Genomic DNA, 23,969 nt, shown 5'->3' with positions numbered 1-23,969 from the left:
CGGAAGAGCCCGCGACGAAGATTTCGCAATTTGTTTGCCGAATTACTCTGCGCGGCTGGTCGCGTTCCAGTTCGGCGTCTTCTCTCCGGCCAGCTTGCGGACGAAGAAGTCGAACTGGCGCCGCTGGACATAGTCGATCGGCCCGGTCGACCGCCCGACGCTGTGCTCCTCGTTCGGAACCACCAGCAGCTCGAAGTCCTTGCCCGCGCGGATCAGCGCGTCGGCGACCTGCATCGTCGAGGCGGGATCGACGTTGCTGTCCTGCTCGCCGACGATCATCAGCAACTCGCCCTGGAGCTTGCCCGCGTGATCGACACCGGAGGCGGCGGCATAGCTCTCGTCCACCGGCCAGCCGAGCCACTGTTCGTTCCAGCTGATCTTGTCCATGCGGTTGTCGTAGCAGCCGGCATAGGCGACGCCCGCCTTGTAGAAGTCGGGATGAAACAGCAGCGCGTTGAGCGTGCTCTGGCCACCGGCCGAGGCGCCGTAGATGCCGACGCGGCTGATGTCGTAGGAAGGATCCTTCGCCGCCAGCGCCTTGTGCCACAGGATGCGATCGGGAAAGCCGGAGTCCGCCAGGTTCTTCCAGGCCACGTCGTGGAACGCCTTGGATCGATTGGCGGTGCCCATGCCGTCGATCTGCACGACGATGAAGCCCAGGTCGGCCAGCGCCTGCATGCCGATCACCTTGTCGCCGCCGGAGTGATAGCCGAACGGCCAGAACGCCTTGGGCACGAAGCTGTCGTGGGGCCCGGCGTAGATGTTCTCGATCACCGGGTAGCGCTTGGCCGGATCATAGCCCCGCGGGCGCACGACCAGCCCCCAGATGTCGGTTTTGCCGTCGCGGCCCTTGGCGACGAACGGCTCGGGCGGGCGAAAACCGGCGGCAAGCAGCCGGCTGATGTCGCCGCGCTCCAGGGTCGCCATCAGCCGCCCGTCGCGGGCGTCGTGCAGTTCCGATACGGTCGGCAGGTCCACCCGCGAATAGGTGTCGACGTAGCGCGTCATGTCGGGGGAAAAGCGCACCTCGTGCGTCGCGTCCGCGGTGGTCAGCGCCACCAGGTTGCGACCGTCGAAGTCCACTCGGAAGTAGTGCTTGTAATACGGGTCCTTGCCCGGGTGCATGCCGCTCGCCGCGAACCAGATCTGACGCTTTGCGTCGTCGACCTTCACGACTCCGCGCATGACCCAGTTGCCGCGGGTGACCTGGTTCTTCACCCGCCCGGTGCGGCCATCGATCAGGTAGAGATGGTTCCAGCCGTCGCGCTCGGAGGTCCACAGGATCTCGCGGCCGAGCCCGCCCACGTCATGACTGAACCGCCGGTCCCAGTAGAAGAAGGTCTTCGTATCCTCCGTCACCGCCGCATGCGCCGCGCCGGTCTCGGCATCGACCGAGATCACGCGTGCCTGCTGGTGGCCGCGGCGCAGATACTCGAACGCAAAGCTGCGCCCGTCCTTGCGCCATTCGACGTCGGAAAGCTGGTAGGGATTGGGGAACAGCGTGTCCGCCACCTCGATCCGCCTCCGCGCCGCGACGTCGAACAGCACCGGCCGCTCCTGGTCCACGGCGTCGCCGGGCTTGGGGTAGAGCTGCGTGCGCACCTGCGGCTGGAGCGAGTCCGGCGGGGCTGCCGCCACTCGCGTCACTTGCCGCTGATACCCCGGCCGCACCCGGTAGGCGACGAGCCGCCGCGAGTCCGGCGACCAGCGGATCGTCTCGGGATCGTAGAAGTCGCCCGGTGTGCCATCGGTGCTGAGCGCCACCGCATTGCTGCCGTCGGCGCTGCGCACCACGACGTTGTCGTCCACCACCAGCGCCTCATACCGCCCATCCGGCGAGCGGCGCGGATGGTTGTCCGCCGGCACGCTCAGGTCGCGTACGACGCCGAAGCCGCGCGGCCGCCCCCGATCCTCCGCTTCCTGCTTTCCGCAGCGATAGGTGGCCAGGTCGCACTGCCATGGCTCATAGCCGATCGCGAAGCGGATCGTCGCGCCCTCGCCAAAGGCGAAGCTCTCGAAGGGCAGCCGCAGCGGATCGACCTTGCTGCCCATCGCCTGCCCCAGCGCGGCAGCCAGCCGCACCGCATCGAACGACGGCGTCTTGGCAAGCGTCTGCGCGTCCACCGTCACGAACGCGAAGCCGCCCTCCACCGTCTTGCGATAGGCGAAGCGGCTCCCGTCCTCGCTCCAGGAGGCTTCGCCCGCCACGTCTCGCGTCAGCGTGATCCAGTCTTCGCGCAGGTCGATCGAGCGTTCGAACGCCGCGCGATCGGGTGCGCCCGCCAGCGCCGGCACAGGCAGGGTAACGAGCGCGGCAAGGGCAGCGCCGGCGAGCAGCTTGGAAAGGATCATGTCAGTTCCCGGAGGCTTCGGGGCGGATTTCGAATGCGAAGCTGCGCGGCTCCAGCGGGATGCGGTATTTCACATGCGGCCGGCCATCGAGGTTCCAGCCGGTGTCGCCGCCCACGCCGGTCTGCACCGCGTCGATCAGCAGCGTGCCGTCGCCATGCACCCGAATGTCCGAGCTGTGCGCCTCGCCGACCGGCTTCATTTCCAGATCGGAATAGGGGAACGCCAGCGCGTTCACCGACAGCGGCTGCGCGCCGGTCACCCGCACGCCGCCGGCCTTGCCCGACAACGCCACCCAGCGCACGTCCTGCTTGGCGCCGGTCTCCTGCGGCCGGATATAGTCGTGATATTGTTCGGCGAGCGTGCCGGCGTGCACCGCGATCAGCCCGCCGGTCTTGCGGTCGGAATAGGTCTCCTGCGGCCCGCGTCCGTACCATTGCACCTGGTCGAGCGCCGGCGGCGTCGCATAGGCAAGGCCGATGCGCAGCGGATCGGGCAGGTCGTCGCGGAGCGGCACGAAGCGCGCCTCCACCCGCACCGCGCCGTCCTCGGCCATGCGATAGCGCGTCTCGAACCGCACCGCGCCCGCGCCGATGTTGTAGCTGACGGCGATCGCGTCCCCCTCGATCCGAGCGGAGGTCAGGGTCCGCTTCTCGGAGAACAGTTTCCACATGGCATGCGTCTTGGGGATGCCGGTGCCGATGTCGTTGTCCGTCGGTGCCCGCCAGAAGTTGGGCGCGCCACCGTTCAGCAACTCGCGCCCGTTCGCCGCATAGCGCCCGAGCAGCCCGGTCTTGGCGTCCACCTCCAGCACTGCTCCGGCTGCCGCCAGCTGCAGCGTGCCCCCTCGCGCCACCGGCTTCACACCCGTACCGGCAAAGGCGGGCAGGGGGCTCGCCGGGCCTTCCAGCGCGAACTGCTCCCACGCCATCACCGTGCCTTCCGGCACCATCGGCACCGCGCCCGGGCCGGCATGCGCGCGCAGCACCACGCGATATTCGGCGTCTGCCTTGGTCCGCGGCGGCAGCGCGATATTCATCGGCGTACGCGCACCGGCCGGGGTCGCCCGCGCCGTCGCGTCACCGCGGGCGACGGCAACGCCGTTCTCCAGCAGCTCCCAGTCGAACCGAAACCCCTCCAACCCGATGTGGTCGTGGCGGTTCACCAGCGTGAAACGGCCGGCGCGTGCGTCCACCGCCTCGAACGCGATCGGCGCATAGACCTTGGCGACCTCATAATATTCCGGGTCTGGCGTCCGGTCCGCCTGGATCACGCCGTCGCCGATGGTGCTGTCGTCCCCGATTGGGCTCGGCCCATAATCGAACCCTTGCGCCCAATAGTCGCGCCCGTCCTTGTCCTTGCGCAGCATCGACTGGTCGACCCAGTCCCACAGGAAACCGCCCTGCAGCTTCTTGTGGGCGCGGATCACGTCCCAATAGTCCTGCAGATTGCCCAGGCTGTTGCCCATGGCATGACCGTACTCGCACTGGATCATCGGCTGGGTGAATTCCGGTGAGGTCGCATAGTCGACCATCTTCTCGATGTCGTCGTACATCGGCGCATAGACGTCGACATAGTTGTTGGGATCATGCCGCCAGATCAGCGTGCCCCAGCCGAGATAGTTGAGCAGCCGGCTCGGGTCGCGCCGCTTGGCCCAGCGCCCCGCCGCCTCGAAGTTCGGCCCTATCCCGGCCTCGTTGCCGAGCGACCAGAAGACGACGGAAGGGTGGTTCTTGTCGCGCTCGACCATGCGCTGCACCCGGTCGAGGTGCGCGGCTGCCCATTCCGGCTTGAAACCCAGCTGGTGCTTGGAGCGATCCGGGCTCGAATTGCCCATCGCCATATAGGTGTGGCTCTCGATGTTGGCCTCGTCCATCACGTACAGGCCATATTCGTCGGTGAGCGCATACCAGCGCGGATCGTTGGGATAGTGTGAGTTGCGCACCGCGTTGACGTTCGCGCGCTTCATCAGCTCGATGTCCTTGCGCATGCTCTCCTCGGACAGCACGCGGAAGGTGTGGGGATCATGCTCGTGGCGGTTGACGCCGCGGATCATGACCCGCTTGCCGTTCACCCGCACTTCGTTGTCGACGATCTCGATCGTGCGAAAGCCGATGCGCTGCCGCGTCGCCTCAATCACCTGTCCCTTGGCGTCTAGCAGTTCGACCACCAGCGTGTAGAGGTCCGGCCGCTCGGCCGACCAGGTGCGGATACCGGGCAGGGTGGCCTGCACCCGCGCGGTCCGGTTCGCGCCGGTCACGCCGACCTCCCGCGTCAGCAGCGCGGTCTCGCCGTCGAGCACCGTTGCCCGCACCCGCGCCGGTGCCTTCTTGCCGGCGACCTCCACGGACAAGTCGAGCGACCCGTCGCGATAGTTGTTGGTGAGACCCGCGCGCGCCTCGAAGTCGCGGATGCGCGTCTTGGGCGCCGCGTAGAGCGTGACGCTCCGTTCGATGCCGCTCAGCCGCCAGAAATCCTGGTCCTCCAGATAGCTGCCATCGGCGTAGCGATAGAGCTCGATCGCGACGACGTTGCGTCCCTGGCGGAGGTGCGGCGTCACGTTGAACTCGGACGGGAGCTTGGAGTCCTCGCTATAGCCCACGCGCTCGCCGTTGACCCACACATAATAGGCCGCACCCGCCGCCCCGATGGTGAGGAACACATCGCGGTCGGCCCAGTCGGCGCCGACCTCGAACTCGCGTCGATAGGATCCGACCTCGTTCATGTCGTGGCGCACCCACGGCTGGTTCGCCCCGAACGGATAGCCCGCACCGCTGAACAGCGGCTGGCCATAGCCCAGCGCCTGCAGGATGCCCGGCACCTTCACCGTCTTCCACCCCGACACGTCGTACTCCGGCCGGTAGAAGTCCTTCGGGCGCGCTTCGGGATTGAGCGAGAAGGCGAACTGCCATTCGCCGTCGAGCGACCGGTGGTAGCGGGATTGCTCGGGCGTATCGGCCAGCGCCTCGGCCCGGGTCGGATACCCGCGGAAGGTCGCGTGCGCCGCTTCCTTGCCGATCTGGAAGACCTCGGGCTGCTCCCACTCCGGGGGCGCAATGTCGGTGGCCGCAGCGGGCCCGGCATGGGCAGGAACCGCCGCCAGGCCGGCCACCGCCAGCGTTGCAAGAAGCGCGGTGCGGCGGCGGGCTGGGGTCACGGTCGTTCCTTTGCAATGCACGTCATGCGCGCAGAGGCGATCCGCTGCGGACCGCCTCTGCCGTCGGTCGGTGCGGCAGACCAAGCCTGCCGCCCGAGGTCTTAGAAGTTGGCGCTGATCCCCATGAACAGCGTCCGCCCGGCGACGTCGTACACACCCGGGTAGGTGTTGCCGTTGCCGAACGAATACAGGTTGCCCTGCGCCAGCACCGGCGGATCCTTGTCGAGCAGGTTGTTGATGCCGGCCCGGAAGACCACACCTTCCTGCACCTTCACCGTGCCCGCCAGGTCGAAGTAGCTGTACGCCTTGATACGACGGTTCAGCTCCGAATAGCCGCCGCTCGTCAGGAACGGATCGTCGGTGTTGGTGCTGAGCTTGGTGGAGCCGATGTAGCGCCAGTTGAGCGACAGCGTGCCGATCTTCTCGGCATCGGTCCAGGTCAGGCGGGCCTGGTGGCGCCATTCCGGGGAAGGCTGGCCGCAGGTCGGCCCGAACAGGCCCTTGCAATCATAGGAGCCGAGGCCCGGCAGCGGCTCGTTGACCAGCTCGTTCAGCCAGGTGCCGGTGAGGTCCAGGTTGAACGTACCGGCGCTCTCGGTCGGCACGCTGTAGCTGCCCACCACGTCGATGCCGGAGGTCTTGAGCGACCCCGTGTTGAGGTTCGTGGAGACGACATAGCCCTCGCGGCCGAACAGGACGCCGGTGCGCGGATCGCGATGGAAGAGGCCGCAGAAATACGGATCCCCGGTCGAGAAGCACTGGCTGATCGCGAGCGAGGTCGGGACCGAGCTGATGTAGTCCTTCACCTTGATGTTGAAATAGTCCACCGACAGCGAGAAGCGCGGCAGGAAGCGCGGCGTCAGCACCGTACCGACGGTGAAGGTGTCGCCCTTTTCCGGCTTCAGGTTCGGGTTGCCGCCGCCCAGCGCGCTGCACGTCTCCGACGGGCATTCCAGGATCTTGCCGTACTGCTCCGGCGTCACGCCGCTGGCGAGGCACTGCTCGAGCGTCGCGTCCGGCTTCGTGCCCGAGCAGGGGTCCTGCGCGGAGACGTTGCCGACCTGCTGGCCGGCGTAGAGTTCGCTGATGTTCGGCGCCCGGATCGCGCGGTTGTAGCTGCCGCGGAAGCGGATGTCGGACACCGGCGCATATTCGACCTCGAACTTGTAGGTCGAGATCTTCTTGGCCTGGCTGCTATAGTCCGAAAGGCGATAGCCCGCGTTCAGCGTGAGCGACTTGGCGAACGGCAGGTCCTGCAGGACCGGCACCTCGATTTCGCCATAGATCTCGCTGACGTTGAACTTGCCCTGCGACTCGGTCGTCCCCTTGGACTGGGCGACCTCGTCGGCCTCGAACTTCAGGGTCTCGCGGCGATGCTCGACGCCGATCACCACGCCGATGCCCTGGCTCGCCCAGGGGCTGGTGATGCCATAGCTGGTCAGGTCGGCGCTGACGTTGCCGCTGTAGACCTGCTCGGTGTCCAGGCCCCGGGTGTAGGTCGGGACGTAGATATAGTCGAACGCCTCCTGCGAGATCGCGCCATAGGCGAACACGTCGAGCGGCACGCAGTTCGGGTCGGTTCCGTCGATGACCGAGGTGCAGGTGGGGGTGCCGTTGACGTTCACGACCTGCAGCCCGCGGTTGGCACGGCGGGCATCGATGTCGTTCTGGTAGTTCTCCCGGAACAGCACGCGGGAATAGAGCGCGTTCACGTCGTAGCGGATGCCCTCGGCGATCTGCCCGCGCACGCCGCCGGTGATGCGATAGTCGGTGTGGCGCAGGTCGTCGCGACGCGGACGCGCGAGGCCGGCAACCGGGCGATAGCCGATGAAGAGGTCCTGCGTCTCGGCGGAGCCATAGGCGGAGCCGCAAAGGATCTGCCCCTGCTGCGCACTCATCAGCGGGTTGTCGCAGTTGATGGTGTAGGTATCACCCTGCCACAGCGCGGAGGGCGCCACCTGCGAATAGCTGCGGTCGTCCATGAACATGCCGCTGGCGTAGATTTCGGCCGCCGGGCTGATCTCGAAATGCGCGAAGCCGCCGGCGGTGTAGCGCTCGTCCGAGCGCTGGAAGTAGTTCAGCGGCGCGGTGTTGTAGCGATAGGCCGGGCCATAGGTGTCCCAGGTCTTCCGGCCGTCCTTGGTGTTCACATAGGTCGTGCCGAAGCCGGGGCCCGAGAGCGGATTGAACAGGCCGTACTGATTGTTCGACGATCCGCCGCAGACCAGGCCCGTGCTGGTCGCGTTTGGATCGAACGCGCAGGCGGAGACGTCGCGGTCCGACTGAAGGATCGGCTTCACGTTGCGATATCCGAAGTATGCCGTGATGTTGCCGCGCCCATCGGCGAAGTCCTTGCCCGCCGCCAGGTTCACGTCCAGGCGCTGGCCGTCCAGCACGTTGCGGTTCGCGCGGTCGTAGCCGGCGTCCTGCACGATCTGGCGGGCGGCATCGTTGTTGTTGTCGTGGAAGGCGAAGCCGTATTGCACGTCCGCGCGGACGCCGTTCAGGTCCCGCTTCAGGATGAAGTTGACCACGCCCGAGATGGCGTCGGAACCATAGACGGCCGAAGCGCCGCCCGTGACCACGTCGACGCGATCGACCAGCAGCGAGGGGATGAGGTTGAGGTCGGTCGCCTGCACCGGCAGCAGACGCTGGCCGTCGACCAGCACCAGGTTGCGGTTGCTGCCGAGGTTGCGGAGGTTGACGCGCGCCGTGCCGTCCGAACCGTTGGACACGTTCTCGTTCGCGTCCGCGGTCACCTGCGGCAAGCGGTTCAGGACGTTCTCGACGTTGGTCGCGCCCTGCAGCCGGATCTCCTGCGCCCCCACCACGGTGAGGGGGCTATTGCTGGTCAGGTCGGGCCGCTGGATGCGCGTGCCGGTGACGGTAATGGAGCCGCTTTCCGCCTCGGCGGTCGAGGCAGGGGCGACGTCGTCGATGGTCGGCCCGGTGGTCTGTGCCGCTGCATGGCCGCTGGCGGTAAGTGCGGCCGCAACGGCGATCATCGACGCATATCGCCGGAAATCGCTGTGGCGCATCGTGTCTCTCCCCTTGAAAAATCCCGTGGAGAGAAAGAACACTAATCGAATACCGGATGTCAAATACGTTATACGATTCTGACGTCGATCGGTGCGGATCATGTCGGAGTGTTGCTTCGGCGTTACGGTCGCCCGCGCGCGCCGCCAAATCGCCGTTGCCGGTCCGGGGCGCTGTAACGCCGGTGTAACGGAGTCGCCACGGGACTGTCTTGCAACCGCCCTACGGAGCCGGCGGCCGCCGCGACGTCTGCGCCGGCCGCTTCCTGGGGGACTATCGCGTGCGAAACGCTCGAACTGCCCGCGCCATGCTGCGCACGGCTCTGCTTGCATCCACCCTGGCGCTCGGCGTCGCCGTTCCGGCCGCCGCGCGGGAGGTAACCGGAACCGTCGTCGATGCCAGCGGCACCCGCAGCCTGAGCGGCGCGGAACTCCGCATCGTCGAGCTCAACCGCGTCGTCGAGGCGAACCGCGACGGCCGCTTCCGCTTCGTGGACGTGGCGCCGGGCGAGTACACCATCGTCGCACGCTACATCGGCGCCGCCGACGAAAGCCGCCATGTCACCGTGGTGGACGCCAGCGATCTGGTCGCCGACTTCGCCCTGGCGCCCGCCGGTGCAACCGCGGACGACGCCGGCAGCATTCTGGTCGTCGGCCTCGCCGCCAACCAGGCCAGCGCCCTATCGCAGAAGCGCTCCGCCGACGGGGTCGAAAGCGTGCTGTCGCGCGACGCGATCGGCCAGAACCCGGACCAGAACGTGGCGGAAGCGCTGCGCCGCGTCCCCGGTATCTCGGTGCAGGACGATCAGGGCGAGGGCCGCTTCGTCGTCGTCCGCGGCCTCGCACCCGAGCTCAACAACGTCTCGATCAACGGCGCTCGCATCCCCTCTCCAGAAGCCGAGAACCGTGCGCTGGCGCTCGATACCATCCCGTCGGAACTTGTCGGCTCGATCGAAGTCAAGAAGACGCTCACCCCCGACATGGATGCCGACACCATCGGCGGCTCGATCGAGGTCAAGACCACCAGCGCCTTCGATCGTAAGAAGGACCTGCTGAGCTTCAGCTTCGAAGAGTCCTACAACGACCTGCGCGACCGCGCCTCGCCGAAGGGGTCGGTGGACTTCTCCAAGCGCATCACCCCCGATTTCGGCATCTCCGGTGGCGCGTCCTACTATCGTCGCCGCTTCGGAACCGACGGCGTGGAGGCGTCCGATTGGACGCGCAGTGATGCCGGCGTCGCCTATCCGGAGGAGGTCGACTACCGCGCCTATGACGTGACGCGCACGCGCATGGCAGGGTCGCTGTCGCTGGACTGGCGCCCCACCACCAGCACCACCCTCTACGCGCGCGGCATCGTCAGCTCCTTCCGCGACGACGAGCTGCGCAGCCGCCTGCGCTTCACCTTCGGGGGCGAGCCGGTCAGCGGCGACGCGGGCAGCGCCAGCTTCCTTTCCGGCGCAGGCTCGGCCAACCGCATCCGCGTCCGCCGCGAGATGAAGGACCGCACCGAGATCCAGAACGTCTATTCCGGGACGGTCGGCGGCAAGACCGAGGCGGGTCTTTGGACGATCGACTACTCGGGCAGCTATTCCTATTCCGAGGAGAGCGAGCCCAACCGCCAGGACACGATCTTCGATCGCCGCTTCCAGGCAGGCGCCAGCCAGCTCGGCGTGACGCTGTCCGGCCTCGACACGCAGACGCCCGAATATAGCGTCAGCGACCAGGGCCGCTTCACGAACGGAAGCGATCCCATGAGCGCCATCGAGACGACGGATGGCCTCAGCACCGACGACGAATGGGCCGCGCGCCTGGACGTCGCCCGCGACATTCCGCTCGCCTCCGGCACGCTGCAGGTGAAGGCAGGCTTCAAGGGCCGTTTCCGCACCAAGCAGTACGACCTCGACTTCAACAGCTATGATGAGCTGACCGACGGCGACTTCCCGGCGCTCGCCGGCCTCTCGCGCTCGATCGGCAGCAAGGGGCTGGTCGACATGAACCCCGCCGTGAATCCGCTAGCCGTGCGCGGCTGGTTCCAGGCGAACCGGGATCGCCTGATCCGGAACGACGACGACAGCATCCTCTCCAGCCTGTCGGCAAGCTACGCCGTCGATGAGGACATCTACGCCGGCTACGGCCAGCTCCGCTACGACAGCGGCGCGCTCCGGGCGGTCGGTGGCGTCCGCATGGAGCACACCGAGAACAAGATGCGCGGCTATGCGATCGATACCGACACGGTGGAGGCGACCCCTGTCACCTTCGACCGCAGCTACACCAACTGGATGCCCAGCCTGAACCTGCGCTTCGAGCCCACCACGAAGCTGGTGCTGCGGGCGGCGGTGACCCGCAGCCTGGTGCGTCCCAACGTCTCCGATCTCGCGCCGCGTTTCTCCTACAATGCCACGGACGGCGAGGGCGAATTCGGCAACCCGGAGCTGAAGCCCTATCGCTCCTGGAACTTCGACGCATCGGCCGAATATTATTTCGCCGACAACGCGCTCGCCGAGGTCGCGGTGTTCCACAAGCGGGTGTCGGACTTCATCTTCCAGTCGCGGATCGACGACTACGACTTCGGCGGCGTCGTGATCGACGAGGCGACCGTCCCCTTGAACGGCGACACCGCGAAGGTCTCGGGCGTCGAGCTCAACCTCCAGGCCGCGCTGAATTTCCTGCCGTCGCCGCTCGACGGGCTGCTGGTCGGCGGCAACTATACCTATGTCGATACCAGCGCGACGCTCTACGGTCGCGAGCTGACGCTGCCGGGCAGCTCCAAGCACATCTGGAACGCCTTTGTCGGCTATGACAAGGGCCCGCTCCAGCTGCGGGCCAGCGGCACCTATCGCGGCCGCTACCTCGACGAGGTCACCGCCGATGACGACGGCGACATCTATGTCGACCATCGCCTGCTGTTCGACGTGGGCGCCAAGCTCCGGGTCGCGCCGGGCGTCCAGCTCACCGCCGACTTCGTCAACATCGGCACCGAGCCGTTCGACCGCTATTATTCGGGCACCGATGCCGGTGGCCGCCGCATCGCCCAGCACGAGGAATATGGCTGGACGGGCAAGTTCGGCTTCAAGATCACGATGTGAGCGGCAGGAAGGTACCCGACATGAACCAGTATCTGGCAGGCGCTGCGCTCGCGATCCTCGCGCTCGCGCAATCCGCCGTCGCCCAACCCGCGCCGGACGCACCGCCTGCGGGTCCGCTCAAGCTCGAGCGCGTCGTGCTGCTGATGCGGCACGGCGTGCGCCCTTCCACCAAGTTCCCCGCGACGCCGGTCGGCACCACCCGCGATCCATGGCCCGCTTGGTCGACGGCCGCGGGCGACCTCACCCCGCATGGCGCAGAGGCGATCCGTCGCCTCGGCGCCTATGACCGCGCGCTGTTCGCGCAACAGGGCCTGCTGCCCGCGTCCGGCTGCGCTGCCCCCGGCACGGTCGTCGCCTGGGCCAGTTCCGCTTCCCGCGCGATCAAGACCGGTAAGGCGTTCCTGGAGACGCTCCAGCCCGGCTGTGCGGTTCCGCTCGACCACCCCGTCAACGAGGACGACGACGCCGTCTTCCATCCGCTCGACGGCAGCATGGAGATCGACGGGCAAAAGGCACTGGCCTCCGCCCAGGCGCTGCTGCCGCCGGGCGGCATCGCTGGGGAAATCGCACGCAACGCCGATGCCTTCGCCGTGCTGGAGCGCGTCATCGGCTGCTGCCCGGGAGACGCGTGCGGGACGACTGCCACAAAGCACCAGCCGGTCTGCCATAGCCACCGTGAGACCCGGCTGCTGGCGGAGCAGGGCGACAAGCCCGATCTCGACGGCGCGCTCGGCTTCGCCTCCACCGCCGGCCAGACCATCCTGCTCCAGTATCTGGAGGGGATGCCGATGCGCTCGGTCGGCTGGGGGCGTGCGTCCAAGCGCGACATCCAGACGATGCTGCGCTTCCACCCGGTCAAGTTCCGCTACGAGACCCGCCCGGCATATGTGGCGGAGCGCGTGGCGGCGCCGATCGCGCGCCGGATCGGCATGGCGCTGAACCAGGGCGATGCGCGCGTGACGCTGCTGTTCGGCCATGACAGCAACCTGGCCGCGCTCGGCGGCTTCTACGACCTGCACTGGACGATGGCCGATTATCCCGCGGACGACATCGCGCCGGGCGGGGCGATCGGGTTCGAACGGTGGAGCGACGCGGCCGGCAACGGCTTCGTCCGCGCCTTTGTTCAGGCGCAGACGATGGATCAGGTCCGCAACCTCGCGCAGCTTGGCAAGCGCAACGCGCCCGACCGTCGCTACATCGCCATCCCGGGCTGTGCCGACGCCGACACGCCGTGCGCGCTCGCGATCTTCAACCGCATCACCGCCGCCAAGCTTGCAAGCCCGGCGGAGCGCTGACCGAACGGATCAGCCGGCGACGCGCGCTTGGTTCGGAAGCCAGGCGCGCAGCCGTTCGATCGCTTCCTCCACCAGGGGCGTGGCCACCGCGAAGCTGAAGCGCACGAACCGGTGGCCGCGCACCGGATCGAAGTCGACGCCGGGCGCGGTCGCGATGCCGGTGTCCGTCAGCATCCGCTTGCAGAAGCCGATGCTGTCGTCGGTCAGGTGCGCGACCGAGGCATAGATGTAGAAGGCGCCGTCCGGCGGCGCGATCTCGCCAAGGCCGAGCTCCGGCAGCGCGCCCAGCAGCAGCGCGCGGTTGCGGCGATAGGTCTCGACATGCCCCTCCAGTTCCTCCGGCGCGTCGAAGGCGGCTAGCGCGGCATGCTGGCTCAGCGACGGCGGCGTCAGGAACAGGTTGCCCATCCGCTTGCGGGCTTCCTCCACCAGGTCGGCAGGCGCGACCATCCAGCCGAGCCGCCATCCGGCCATGCTGAAGTATTTCGAGAAGCTGTTGAGGATGATCGCGTCCTCGGCGTGGCGCAGCATCGTGTCCGCCGCCATGCCATAACTCAGCCCATGGTAGATCTCGTCCGAGAGGATGCGGATCCCGCGCGCCCGGCACAGGTCGGCGAGGCCCGCCAGTTCGTCGCTCCGGATGATCGTGCCGGTCGGATTGGCGGGGCTCGCCAGGATCAGCCCTTTGGGGGCGGGATCGAGTGCGGCAAGCGCCCCGCGCGACATCTGGAAGCGTACTTCCTTGCCGCAGTCGATCTCCACCGGCTGCATGTGCAGCGCGCGCAGCGTGTTGCGATAGGCGACATAGCCCGGCCGCGCCGTCGCCACTTGGTCGTCGGGCTGAAAGGCGGTGGCAAGTGCCAGCACCAGGGCGGGGGACGCGCCACAGGTCAGCAGGATGCGTTCGGGCGCGACCGTGACGCCATGGCGTTCGGCATAATGGCGGGCGATCCGTGCCTTCAGCGCCGGGCTCTCCCAATAGCCCATGGCGTCGCTGTCGAGGATCTGGTGGGCAACCGCGATCGCGGTGCTCGGTGCGCCGGTGGAGGGCTGGCCGAACTCCATGTGGCTGATCGACCGCCCCTCCTGCTTCAGCCGGTGCGCAAGCTGGCTGATGGCGATGGCGTGGAAGGGTTCGACGGCGTTGCGCATCCGCACCCCATTCCACGACACCGCACCGCGCGCCAGCCCCGCCAGCGACCAAAGCCCTTCTGAAGACCGGGGCCCAGTTGGGACATCCTCGTAACTGGGCGTCCGCTCTCCACCTCCGTGCTCCTGCGCAGGCAGTAGCCTGGGGCCAAGCAGAACAACAGCTGGTGGTCCGCACTACCCGCGTGCTCCCCCTCGGCGGGATCACGAGGCGGACGAGCCTTTAGCGGGGCGTTACGCCACCCCAGCCTCAACCAGCGCCTTCAGCGCTTCTCCGAACCGGGCGATGCTCGCCTCGTCGAATCCGGCGATGTTGATGCGCCCCGATGCCGCCATGTAGATCGCATGGTGCTCGCGCAGCCATGCCACCTGGCTGCGGGTGAGGGGCAGGGTGGCGAACATGCCCTTGCCGCCCGCGATCGGCGCCAGGTCGATGCTCCCGATCGTGCCGAGCGCACTGACACCCTGGCGCAGCGTCACCAGCCGCTCCCGCATCGAATCCAGCTCCGCGCGCCACTCCGCAGCAAGCGCCGCATCCTCCAGCACGATCCGCGCCGCGGCCGCGCCATGGTCGGGCGGCATCGACCAGTTGGCCCGCGCCAGCGCCAGCAGGTTCGAATAGAGGATCGCGCTTGCCTCGGCATCCGGCGCCACCGTCCACAGCGCGCCCGTCCGCTCGCGATAGAGCGCGAAGTTCTTGTCGCATGAATAGGCGAGCAGCCCGTGGCGGCAGCGCGCCAGCACCGCGCGCGCACCCGCCGCATCGGCGTCCCAGCCGTCGCCCAGCCCCTGATAGGCCAGGTCCACGAACGGCACGAGCCCGCGCGCTTCCACCCGCTCGGCGATCGCCGCCCACAGTGCCGCATCGGGATCGATGCCGGTCGGGTTGTGGCAGCAGCCGTGCAGCAGCACCGAGTCGCCGGGCGCAGCCTTGTCGAGCGCCGCCAGCAGCGCCGCGCCGTCCAGCGTCTGGCTGGCCACGTCGAACGCGTCGAACGCCTCCGGCGTCAGCCCCGCCGCGGCAAAGATCGGCGCGTGGTTCGGCCAGCTCGGCGTCGCGATCCAGATACGCGAGACGCCCGCACGGGCGAGCAGCTCCGCGCCCAGCCGCAGCGCGCCAGTGCCGCCCGGCGTCTGGATGCCCGCCAGCCGCTCGGCCGGAACGGCATCGCCCAGCACCAGCGGCGCGAGTGCGGCGACGAAGCCCGCGTCGCCCTCCGGCCCGAGGTAGGACTTGCTGTCCTGCGTCGCGAGCAGCCGTTCCTCCGCCTTCTTTACCGCGCGCATCACCGGCGTGCCGCCGGCAGCGTCGCGAAACACGCCCACGCCCAGGTCCAGCTTGAACGGCCGCGGGTCGTCGCGGTAGGCGCCGATCAGCGCCAGCAACGGGTCGGCACGCAGGAGCGAAAGCTGTTCGAAGGCCATGGTCTCTTCCGGATGGAGCAACGCGCCACCACGGTCGCGTCGGATAGGCGGCGACGGTTACCCCCGCGGCAGGGCTCGGCGCAATCGCCTTGCAGCCATCCGCAGCCCCCGGCGTTGGGCAGCCCAGCAGGAGGCACTGGATGATCACCGTTCACCATCTCGAGAATAGCCGATCGCAACGCGTGCTCTGGCTCCTGGAGGAGCTCGGGCTCCCCTATGCCGTGCAACGCTACGAGCGGGACAAGGCGACGATGCTCGCCCCGCCCGAGCTTCGCCGGGTCCATCCGCTCGGCAAGTCCCCGGTGCTTCAGGACGCGGCGAGCGCCGGCGGCACGCCGGCAGTCGTCGCGGAGACCGCAGCGATCGTCGAGTATCTGATCGAAAAGGCGGACGGGCGGCTCGGCGCGCCGGCGCATCGCGAATCCGCGCTGCGCTACCGCCACTTCCTCCACTATGCGGAAGGGTCGCTGATGCCGCCGCTGCTGGTGAAGCTGGTGCTCGGGCGCGTGCCGCTGTTCGGAAAGGCGGCGCAGCGCCGGATCCAGCCGATGATCGACGTCCACCTCGATTTCGTGGAGGCCGAACTCTCCCGGCGCGACTGGTTCGCGGGCGACGAGTTCACCGCCGCAGACATCATGATGAGCTTCCCGCTCGAGGCGGCGCGCAACCGGGCGGGTCTCGACGAGTCCCGCCCGGCCACGATCGACTGGCTGGAGCGCATCCACGCGCGTCCGGCCTACGGCGCGGCGCTGGCGAAGGGCGGGCCTTACGCCTACGCCTGAGTGGCTTCAGCCGATGTCCCGGAAGCTGTCCGGGGCGTCGCCGCGCGGGTGACCGGAGGGCGCATGCGGCGGCTCGATCTCCGCCGGCTCCGGCGCATCCAGGCCGCCCTCCCACTTGGCGATGACGGTCGCCGCGATCGCGTTGCCGATCACGTTCGTCGCCGTCCGGCCCATGTCCAGGAAGTGATCCACCGCCAGGATCAGCAGCAGGCCCGCTTCCGGGATCTTGAACATCGACAGCGTGGCCGCGATCACCACCAGGCTTGCGCGCGGCACGCCCGCAACGCCCTTGGAAGTGACCATCAGCACCAGGAGCATGGTGATCTGCTGGCCGAGCGACAGCTCCACGCCATAGGCCTGCGCGATGAAGATCGACGCGAACGTCATGTACATCATCGAGCCGTCGAGGTTGAACGAGTAGCCGAGCGGCAGCACAAAGCTCGCGATGCGCGGCGGCACGCCGAACCGGTCCAGCGCCTCCAGCGTGCGCGGGAAGGCGGCCTCGGAAGAGGCGGTGGAGAAGCCGACCAGGATCGGCTCGCGCAGGTAGCGGATCAGTTGGCCGATGCGCGGGCCGATCATCAGGAAGGCGATGCCGAACAGCAGCAGCCACAGCGAGGCGAGACCCGCATAGACGCTGGCCATGAAATAGGCGAGCTGCCCGATCACGCTCGGGCCCTGCTCGGCGAGCGTGCCGGCGACCGCCGCGAACACGGCGATCGGTGCGAATCGCATCACATAGTCGGTGATCTGCAGCATCACCGACACCAGCGCCTCCAGCGCGCGGGTGAGGGGGGCCGCCTTCTCGCCCACCGCCGTCATCGCCACGCCCACGAACACTGAGAAGACGACGATCTGGAGGATCTCGTTGGTCGCCATCGCCTCGACCATCGAGGCCGGCACGATGTGGCTGATGAAGTCCTTGAGGTTGAAGGACGCCTTCGCCAGCCCCGCCGAAGCGTCCGCCGGCGGCATCGGCAGCCCCAGGCCGACGCCCGGTTGGAGCAGGTTCACCAGGATCAGGCCGACCGTCAGCGACAACAGGCTCGCCCCCACGAACCATGCGAATGCGCGCAGGCCCACCCGCCCGAGCGCACTGGTGTCGCCCATGTGCGTGATGCCCACCACCAGCGTCGAGAACACCAGCGGCGCGATGATCATCTTGATCAGCCGCAGGAACAATGCGGTCACGATCGAGAAATAGCCCGCGATGTCCTTCAACTGCGCGGTGCCGGCGCCGCCCGCATCATCGAGGGACGCATTCAGCACCCAGCCGACGACCAGGCCCGCGACCAGACCAAAGAGAATATAGGCGGTAAGCCGCTTGGCCATTCAGAAAAACCCCCGGGGAAGAAGGCCGGCAACCAAGGGGAATGCGCCGCCCGGGTCAAGCCGATTGTCCGCGGCGCAGTGGCGCTGCGGCCCTTTTTTCACAGCCTCAGGAACCTTTGGCAAAAGAACGCAACAGACGCCCGTGCGGATCGCTTGGCAAGGTCGCGGCTTGCTTCTAATCAGCGCGCATGATCTCGACCAACGATGTTCGCCGCTCGTTCCTCGACTATTTCGAGAAGGAGGGCCACGCGCGCGTGCCGTCCGCGCCGCTGGTGCCGCAGAACGACCCGACGCTGATGTTCGTGAACGCCGGCATGGTCCCGTTCAAGAACGTCTTTACCGGCCTGGAAACGCGCCCTTACAGCACGGCCACCTCGTCGCAGAAGTGCGTGCGTGCCGGCGGCAAGCACAATGACCTCGACAATGTCGGCTACACCGCGCGCCACCACACCTTCTTCGAAATGCTCGGCAACTTCTCGTTCGGCGACTATTTCAAGGATCGCGCGATCGAGCTCGCCTGGAACCTGATCACCCGCGAATGGGGGATCGCCAAGGACCGGCTGCTCGTCACCGTCTACCACACCGACGACCAGGCCGCCGATCTGTGGAAGAAGATCGCCGGCCTCTCCGACGACCGCATCATCCGCATCGCCACCAAGGACAATTTCTGGGCGATGGGCGACGACGGCCCCTGCGGCCCCTGCTCGGAAATCTTCTTCGATCACGGCGACCACATCGCCGGCGGCCCGCCGGGATCGCCCGACGAGGACGGCGACCGCTTCGTCGAGATCTGGAACCTCGTCTTCATGCAGTATCTGCAGCAGGCGAACGAGATCGTCGGCGAACTGCCGCGTCCCTCGATCGACACCGGCATGGGGCTGGAGCGCGTCGCGGCCGTGCTGCAGGGCGTCCACGACAACTATGACACCGACACGTTCCGCGCGCTGATCGACGAATCGGGTGCGCTCACCGGCGCCGCCACGGACGGGCCGATGCAGGCGAGCCACCGGATCATCGCAGACCATCTGCGCGCCTCGGGCTTCCTGGTCGCCGACGGCGTGCTGCCGGCCAACGAGGGCCGCGGCTACGTGCTTCGCCGCATCATGCGCCGCGCCATGCGCCACGCACACCTTCTGGGCGCCAAGCAGCCGCTGATGCACCGCATGGTGCCGTCGCTGGTGGCCGAGATGGGCGCCGCCTATCCCGACCTCGTCCGCGCGCAGCCGCTGATCGAGGCGACGCTGCTCCAGGAGGAGACGCGCTTCCGCCAGACGCTCGACAAGGGCCTGCGCCTGCTCGACGAAGCGACCGCCGCCATGGCGAAGGGCGACACGCTCGCGGGCGAGACTGCCTTCAAGCTCTATGACACCTTCGGTTTCCCCTATGACCTGACCGAGGATGCGCTGCGCAGTCAGGGGCTGGGCGTCGACCGCGCCGGGTTCGAAACCGCGATGGCCGAACAGAAGCGCGCGGCCCGCGCGGCCTGGAAGGGCTCGGGCGCCAAGGCTTCCGATGAGGTCTGGTTCGACATCGTCGAGGAAAGCGGCGCGACGGAGTTCACCGGATATGCCGTCGCCGAAGGGCAGGGCGAGGTGATCGCGCTGGTTCGCGACGGCGCCCGCGTCGACCGTGCCGAGGCCGGCGAGGAAGTGTTTGTCGTCACCAACCAGACGCCTTTCTATGCGGAAAGCGGCGGCCAAGTCGGCGACAGCGGGACGATCGACACGGACAAGGGCCTGTCGGCGACCGTGCTCGACACCTCCAAGCAGCTCGGCAAGCTCCACGTCCATCGCGCGCGCATCGACGCGGGCACGCTTGCGGTCGGGGACAGCGTGCACTTGGCGATCGACACCGCGCGCCGCAATCAGATCCGCGCCAATCACTCGGCGACGCACCTGCTCCACGAAGCCCTGCGCGAGCGGCTCGGCACCCATGTCGCGCAGAAGGGCAGCCTGGTCGCTCCCGAGCGGCTGCGCTTCGACTTCTCGCAGCCCACCCCGATCGCACCCGCCGACATCGCAGAGGTGGAGGCGCAGGTGAACGCGCAGGTGCGCGGCAACGGCACCGTCACCACGCGCCTGATGACCCCCGACGACGCGATCGCGATGGGCGCGATGGCATTGTTCGGCGAGAAGTACGGCGACGAGGTCCGCGTCGTCTCGATGGGTGAGGATGCCGAGGGCACCTATTCGATCGAGCTGTGCGGTGGCACCCATGTCGGCGCGCTGGGCGAGATCGGCGTGTTCAAGATCATCGGCGAAGGCGCCGTGTCGAGCGGCGTCCGCCGCGTCGAGGCGCTGACGGGGGAGGCCGCGCGCCAGTGGCTCGCCGGCCGCGACGAGAAGCTGCGCGAAGCCGCCGCTCTGCTCAAGGCCACCCCGGATGAAGTGCCGGCGCGCGTCGCGACGCTGGTCGAGGACCGCCGTCGTCTGGAGCGCGAACTTGCCGAGGCCAAGAAGGCGCTGGCGCTGGGCGGCGGCGCCGGTGCGGCACCGGCGGGTCCGGAGACGGTCGGTGGCGTGGCGTTCGTCGGCCAGGTGCTCGACGGCCTGGAGGCCAAGGCGCTGCGCGGCGCGGTCGACGAGGCCAAGCAGCGCATCGGCTCCGGCGTGGTCGCACTGGTCGCCGTCAACGACGGCCGCGCCTCGGTCGCGGTGGGCGTCACCGCCGATCTGGTCGGGACCCACAGCGCCGTCGATCTGGTCAAGGCAGCAGTCGCGGCACTGGGCGGCCAGGGCGGCGGCGGCCGTCCCGACATGGCCCAGGGCGGCGGCCCCGATGGCGACAAGGGCGCGGAAGCCCTCGCCGCCGTCCGCGCGGTGCTGGAGCCGGTCTCCGCCTGACGAGGCAGGGGAGCGGGCCACCGTCCCGCTCCTCCGTCGCGGCCTTCCGAGTGGGTGTCCGCGAAGTGCCTCAGCTTTGGGGGCCGCAACACGCCTCGGTGATCCCTAGGGCGAGGCCGTACCCCGGCGAGGGCCGGGCCAGGGTCACACGCGCTGTCGCTTCAGCGTCGTACACCGATGGCCAGCAGCGATACGGTGCGAAGAGTGGTCGCTACCCTGCTGTAATCGCGAAAGAACGTGCAACCAAACTGAGCGCTTGCAGCGCCGGGGCGCGGCCTTCGCGGGGTACGATGCCTCACCGTGCCTGCTCGACTTCAACCTCGAACCTAGCCCGCAACCTCGCTCCGCCGCGTGCGCCGCAACCTGGGCTCGCGCTCCAGCCCCGCACCCTCGCGGATCGCGCGCCGCAGCTCGTCGCGCTTTTCGTGAATTGAGGCGATCACTGGCCCCATCGCCACGCCCATCTCCACCAGCACGGCTTCCGACAGCTGCAGCGAACTCTCCAGCGTCTCGGGCACCGCCTCCGTGACCCCCGCTGCATACAGCTCTGCGGCATGGGTGGCATCCCGCGCGCGGGCGACGATGGTGAGGTTGGGAACCCAGCCGCGCACGCGCCGCGCGATACGCACCGTCAGCACGGGCTCGTCCATGGTCAGGATCAGCGCGGTCGCACGGCCCAGGTTCAGCCGGTCCACCAGCTCCGGGCGCACCACGTCGCCGAAGATCACGGGATAGCCGTCCCGTCGCGCTGCAGCCACCGTGTCGATGTTGGACTCCACCGCGATGAAGGGCTTGTCGTGCGCGCGCAGCATGTCGGCGACCATGTGGCCGACGCGGCCGAAGCCGATGATGACCGCGCCCGGGCCCTCGGCGTGCGGCTGTGGTTCCTCGACGCCGGCTGCCAGGTCGATCTTGCGCGCCGCCCGTTTGCCGATCATCGCCAGCAGGGGCGTGATCGTCAGGCCGATCGCCGTCACGGTCTGCCAGAACGCGGCGGTGGAGGGCTGGATCAGCTGCGCCTGCGCCGCCGTCGCCAGCACGATGAGCGTCGTCTCGGACGGGCTCGCCATCAGCAGGCTCGTCTCGGCGGCGACCCCGCGGCGCAAGCGTGCGACCCGCAGCATCGCGCCCGTGACGAGCGCCTTGATCAGCACCACGCCGCCAACCGCGGCCGCCAGCGACAGCCAGTTCTCCGCGATCGAGCGCAGGTCCAGGCTCATGCCGACCGTGATCAGGAACACGCCCAGCGCCAGCCCCTTGAAGGGCGCGGTGATCACCTCGACTTCGGTGTGATACTCGGTCTCGGCGATCAGGAGGCCGGCAAGCAGGGCGCCCACGATCGGCGACAGGCCGGCGGCGGTCGTCACCATGCTGGCGACGATCACCACCAGCAGGCTCGCCGACAGGAACAGCTCGGGGCTCTTCGTCCGAGCCGCCTGGGCGAACAGCCGCGGCAGGATCAGCCGCCCGCCCACGAACAGCGCCGCAATCGCGACCGATCCCCAGATCAGCGTGTCGACCAGGCCGCCCCAGCCGGCATCCTGCGCGTTGGGCGCCAGGGCGCCGAGCGCGAAGATGATCGGCACCAGCGCCAGATCCTCGAACAACAGCATCGAGAAGGCGGTGCGCCCGACCAAGCTGGTCGTGCCCGCCATCGGCAGCACCAGCGCCGTCGACGAAAGCGCCAGCGCCAGCCCGAGCCCCATCGCACCCGGCAGCCCCTGGCCGAGCAGGAACAGCGCGCCCGCGATCGCGACACCCGATACCAGCAGTTCCGACGCGCCCAGCCCGAACACCTGGCTGCGCATCGCCCATAGCCGCCGGAACGACAGCTCCAGCCCGATCGAGAACAGCAGCAGCACGATGCCGAACTCGGCAAAGGGATCGATCGAGTGCCGGTCCGTGATGGTGACGTGGAACAGCAACGGAAAGCGGTCCACCAGCGCGCCCAGCCCTGCGGGACCGACCAGCACGCCCACCAGGATGAAGCCGATGACCGGGTTGACGCGGAACCGGGCGAACGCCGGGATCACGAGCCCGGCGGCCCCCAGGATGACGAGGGAGTCGCTGAACGGCGTCGAATCGATCGGAAGTGGCATGGCGCCTTTGTTGCGGATGCCGGGCCGTCTGCCAACGGCGCGGAGCGGGATCCGCGCGGATTAGCGCAGCCTCAGCAAAAAGGGCCGGCGGATCGCTCCGCCGGCCCCTGCTTGGTGTTCGCTCCGGGCGAAGATCAGGCGGCGATCGCGCCCATCTTGCTCTCCAGGTTCACGCGAACCTGCTCGAAGAACTGCTCGGTGGTCATCCAGGGCTGGTCCGGGCCGATCAGGATCGCGAGATCCTTGGTCATGTGGCCGTTCTCCACCGTCTCGATGCAGACCCGCTCCAGCGTCTCGGCGAACTGCGTCACCTCGGGCGTGCTGTCGAACTTGCCGCGATACTTGAGGCCGCCGGTCCAGGCGAAGATCGACGCGATCGGGTTGGTCGAGGTCGCCTTGCCCTGCTCGTGCTGGCGATAGTGGCGGGTGACGGTGCCGTGCGCCGCTTCCGCCTCGATCGTCTTGCCGTCGGGCGTCATCAGCACCGACGTCATCAGGCCCAGCGAGCCGAAGCCCTGCGCCACCTGGTCGGACTGCACGTCGCCGTCGTAGTTCTTGCAGGCCCAGACGAACTCGCCGTTCCACTTCAGCGCCGATGCGACCATGTCGTCGATCAGGCGGTGCTGGTAGACGATGCCGGCCGCCTGGAACTTGTCGGCGAACTCGCTCGCGAACACCTCTTCGAAGATGTCCTTGAAGCGGCCGTCATAGGCCTTGAGGATGGTGTTCTTGGTCGAGAGATACAGCGGCCAGCCGCGGCCGAGGCTGTAGTTCATGCTCGCACGGGCGAAGTCGCGGATCGACTCGTCCAGGTTGTACATGCCCATCGCGACGCCCGCTGCCGGGAAGTCGAACACCTCGTGCTCGATGACCTGGCCGTCCGCGCCTTCGAACTTCATGGTGAGCTTGCCGGCGCCCGGCACCTTGAAGTCGGTTGCCTTGTACTGGTCGCCGAACGCGTGGCGGCCGACGACGATCGGGTGGGTCCAGCCCGGGATCAGCCGCGGCACGTTCTGGATCACGATCGGCTCGCGGAAGATCACGCCGCCCAGGATGTTGCGGATCGTGCCGTTGGGCGAGCGCCACATCTTCTTGAGGCCGAATTCCTCGACGCGCGCCTCGTCCGGGGTGATCGTCGCGCACTTCACGCCGACGCCATACTTCTGGATCGCCTTGGCCGAATCGATCGTGATCTGGTCGTCGGTCTCGTCGCGCTTCTGGATGCCCAGGTCGTAATATTCGAGGTCGATGTCGAGGTACGGGAGGATCAGCCGCTCGCGGATCCATGCCCAGATGATGCGGGTCATCTCGTCGCCGTCGATCTCCACGACGGGCGTCTTCACCTTGATCTTGGCCATGATCTCGCTTTCCGTATTAGCTGGGGAGGGAGGATTGCCCTGCGTCTAGGAGCAAGCCG

At 68.0% G+C, this 23,969-nt stretch carries 12 protein-coding genes; 4 read left to right on the top strand and 8 right to left on the bottom strand.

Annotation, left to right across the window (positions count from 1 at the left end):
- Positions 1-42 precede the first annotated feature (42 nt).
- The 3 genes from EO081_RS06915 to EO081_RS06905 form a co-directional block, all read right to left on the bottom strand.
- On the bottom strand, positions 43-2,352 hold the full coding sequence (locus EO081_RS06915; RefSeq protein ID WP_129341115.1) for a S9 family peptidase: 2,310 nt from the start codon (positions 2,350-2,352) through the stop codon (positions 43-45).
- Between the two features lies 1 nt (position 2,353).
- Positions 2,354-5,506, bottom strand: a complete 3,153-nt coding sequence (locus EO081_RS06910) for a glycoside hydrolase family 2 TIM barrel-domain containing protein (protein ID WP_129341114.1) — start codon at positions 5,504-5,506, stop codon at positions 2,354-2,356.
- A 101-nt stretch (positions 5,507-5,607) separates the two neighbouring features.
- Entirely contained in the window at positions 5,608-8,544 is a 2,937-nt protein-coding gene (locus EO081_RS06905; RefSeq protein WP_206364352.1) for a TonB-dependent receptor domain-containing protein, read from the bottom strand.
- 209 nt (positions 8,545-8,753) lie between these two features.
- Here EO081_RS06905 and EO081_RS06900 point away from each other — a divergent pair, with 209 nt between their 5' ends.
- Together EO081_RS06900 and EO081_RS06895 are read left to right on the top strand one after the other, a co-directional pair.
- Entirely contained in the window at positions 8,754-11,627 is a 2,874-nt protein-coding gene (locus tag EO081_RS06900) for a TonB-dependent receptor (RefSeq protein ID WP_240697564.1), read from the top strand.
- Entirely contained in the window at positions 11,624-12,922 is a 1,299-nt protein-coding gene (locus tag EO081_RS06895; protein WP_240697563.1) for a histidine-type phosphatase, read from the top strand. Before EO081_RS06900 ends, EO081_RS06895 begins: the two co-directional genes overlap by 4 nt.
- A 9-nt stretch (positions 12,923-12,931) precedes the next feature.
- Here EO081_RS06895 and EO081_RS06890 read toward each other — a convergent pair whose 3' ends face one another.
- Together EO081_RS06890 and EO081_RS06885 are read right to left on the bottom strand one after the other, a co-directional pair.
- Entirely contained in the window at positions 12,932-14,074 is a 1,143-nt protein-coding gene (locus EO081_RS06890; RefSeq protein WP_129341113.1) for an aminotransferase class I/II-fold pyridoxal phosphate-dependent enzyme, read from the bottom strand.
- A 231-nt stretch (positions 14,075-14,305) separates the two neighbouring features.
- Entirely contained in the window at positions 14,306-15,496 is a 1,191-nt protein-coding gene (locus EO081_RS06885) for an amino acid aminotransferase (RefSeq protein ID WP_129341112.1), read from the bottom strand.
- A gap of 140 nt (positions 15,497-15,636) precedes the next feature.
- Between EO081_RS06885 and EO081_RS06880 the strand changes: the two genes are divergently transcribed.
- Positions 15,637-16,278 carry a glutathione S-transferase family protein gene (locus tag EO081_RS06880; protein ID WP_129341111.1) on the top strand — a complete coding sequence of 214 codons (642 nt, stop codon included), beginning with the start codon at positions 15,637-15,639 and terminating at the stop codon, positions 16,276-16,278.
- 6 nt (positions 16,279-16,284) lie between these two features.
- On the opposite strand, the gene EO081_RS06875 is transcribed toward EO081_RS06880, so the two are convergent.
- Positions 16,285-17,610 (bottom strand): dicarboxylate/amino acid:cation symporter, encoded by a 1,326-nt coding sequence (locus EO081_RS06875; protein WP_129341110.1) that lies wholly within the window; start codon positions 17,608-17,610, stop codon positions 16,285-16,287.
- Positions 17,611-17,798: 188 nt separating this feature from the next.
- On the opposite strand from EO081_RS06875, the gene alaS reads away from it, so the two are divergent.
- The gene (gene alaS / locus EO081_RS06870) at positions 17,799-20,453 is read left to right on the top strand and encodes an alanine--tRNA ligase (RefSeq protein ID WP_129341109.1); all 2,655 of its coding nucleotides are present in this window, start codon (positions 17,799-17,801) and stop codon (positions 20,451-20,453) included.
- Between the two features lie 326 nt (positions 20,454-20,779).
- On the opposite strand, the gene EO081_RS06865 is transcribed toward alaS, so the two are convergent.
- Positions 20,780-22,552, bottom strand: coding sequence for a cation:proton antiporter domain-containing protein (locus tag EO081_RS06865; protein WP_129341108.1), 1,773 nt, complete (start codon positions 22,550-22,552; stop codon positions 20,780-20,782).
- A 134-nt stretch (positions 22,553-22,686) separates the two neighbouring features.
- The gene (locus tag EO081_RS06860; protein ID WP_129341107.1) at positions 22,687-23,910 is read right to left on the bottom strand and encodes an NADP-dependent isocitrate dehydrogenase; all 1,224 of its coding nucleotides are present in this window, start codon (positions 23,908-23,910) and stop codon (positions 22,687-22,689) included.
- Between the last annotated feature and the right edge of the window lie 59 nt (positions 23,911-23,969).

This window comes from Sphingomonas desiccabilis (genome assembly GCF_004135605.1).
Taxonomy (GTDB): Bacteria; Pseudomonadota; Alphaproteobacteria; order Sphingomonadales; family Sphingomonadaceae; genus Sphingomonas; species Sphingomonas desiccabilis.
Note: the sequence above shows the minus strand (reverse complement) of the source record. Positions and strands in the feature narration are given on the sequence as shown.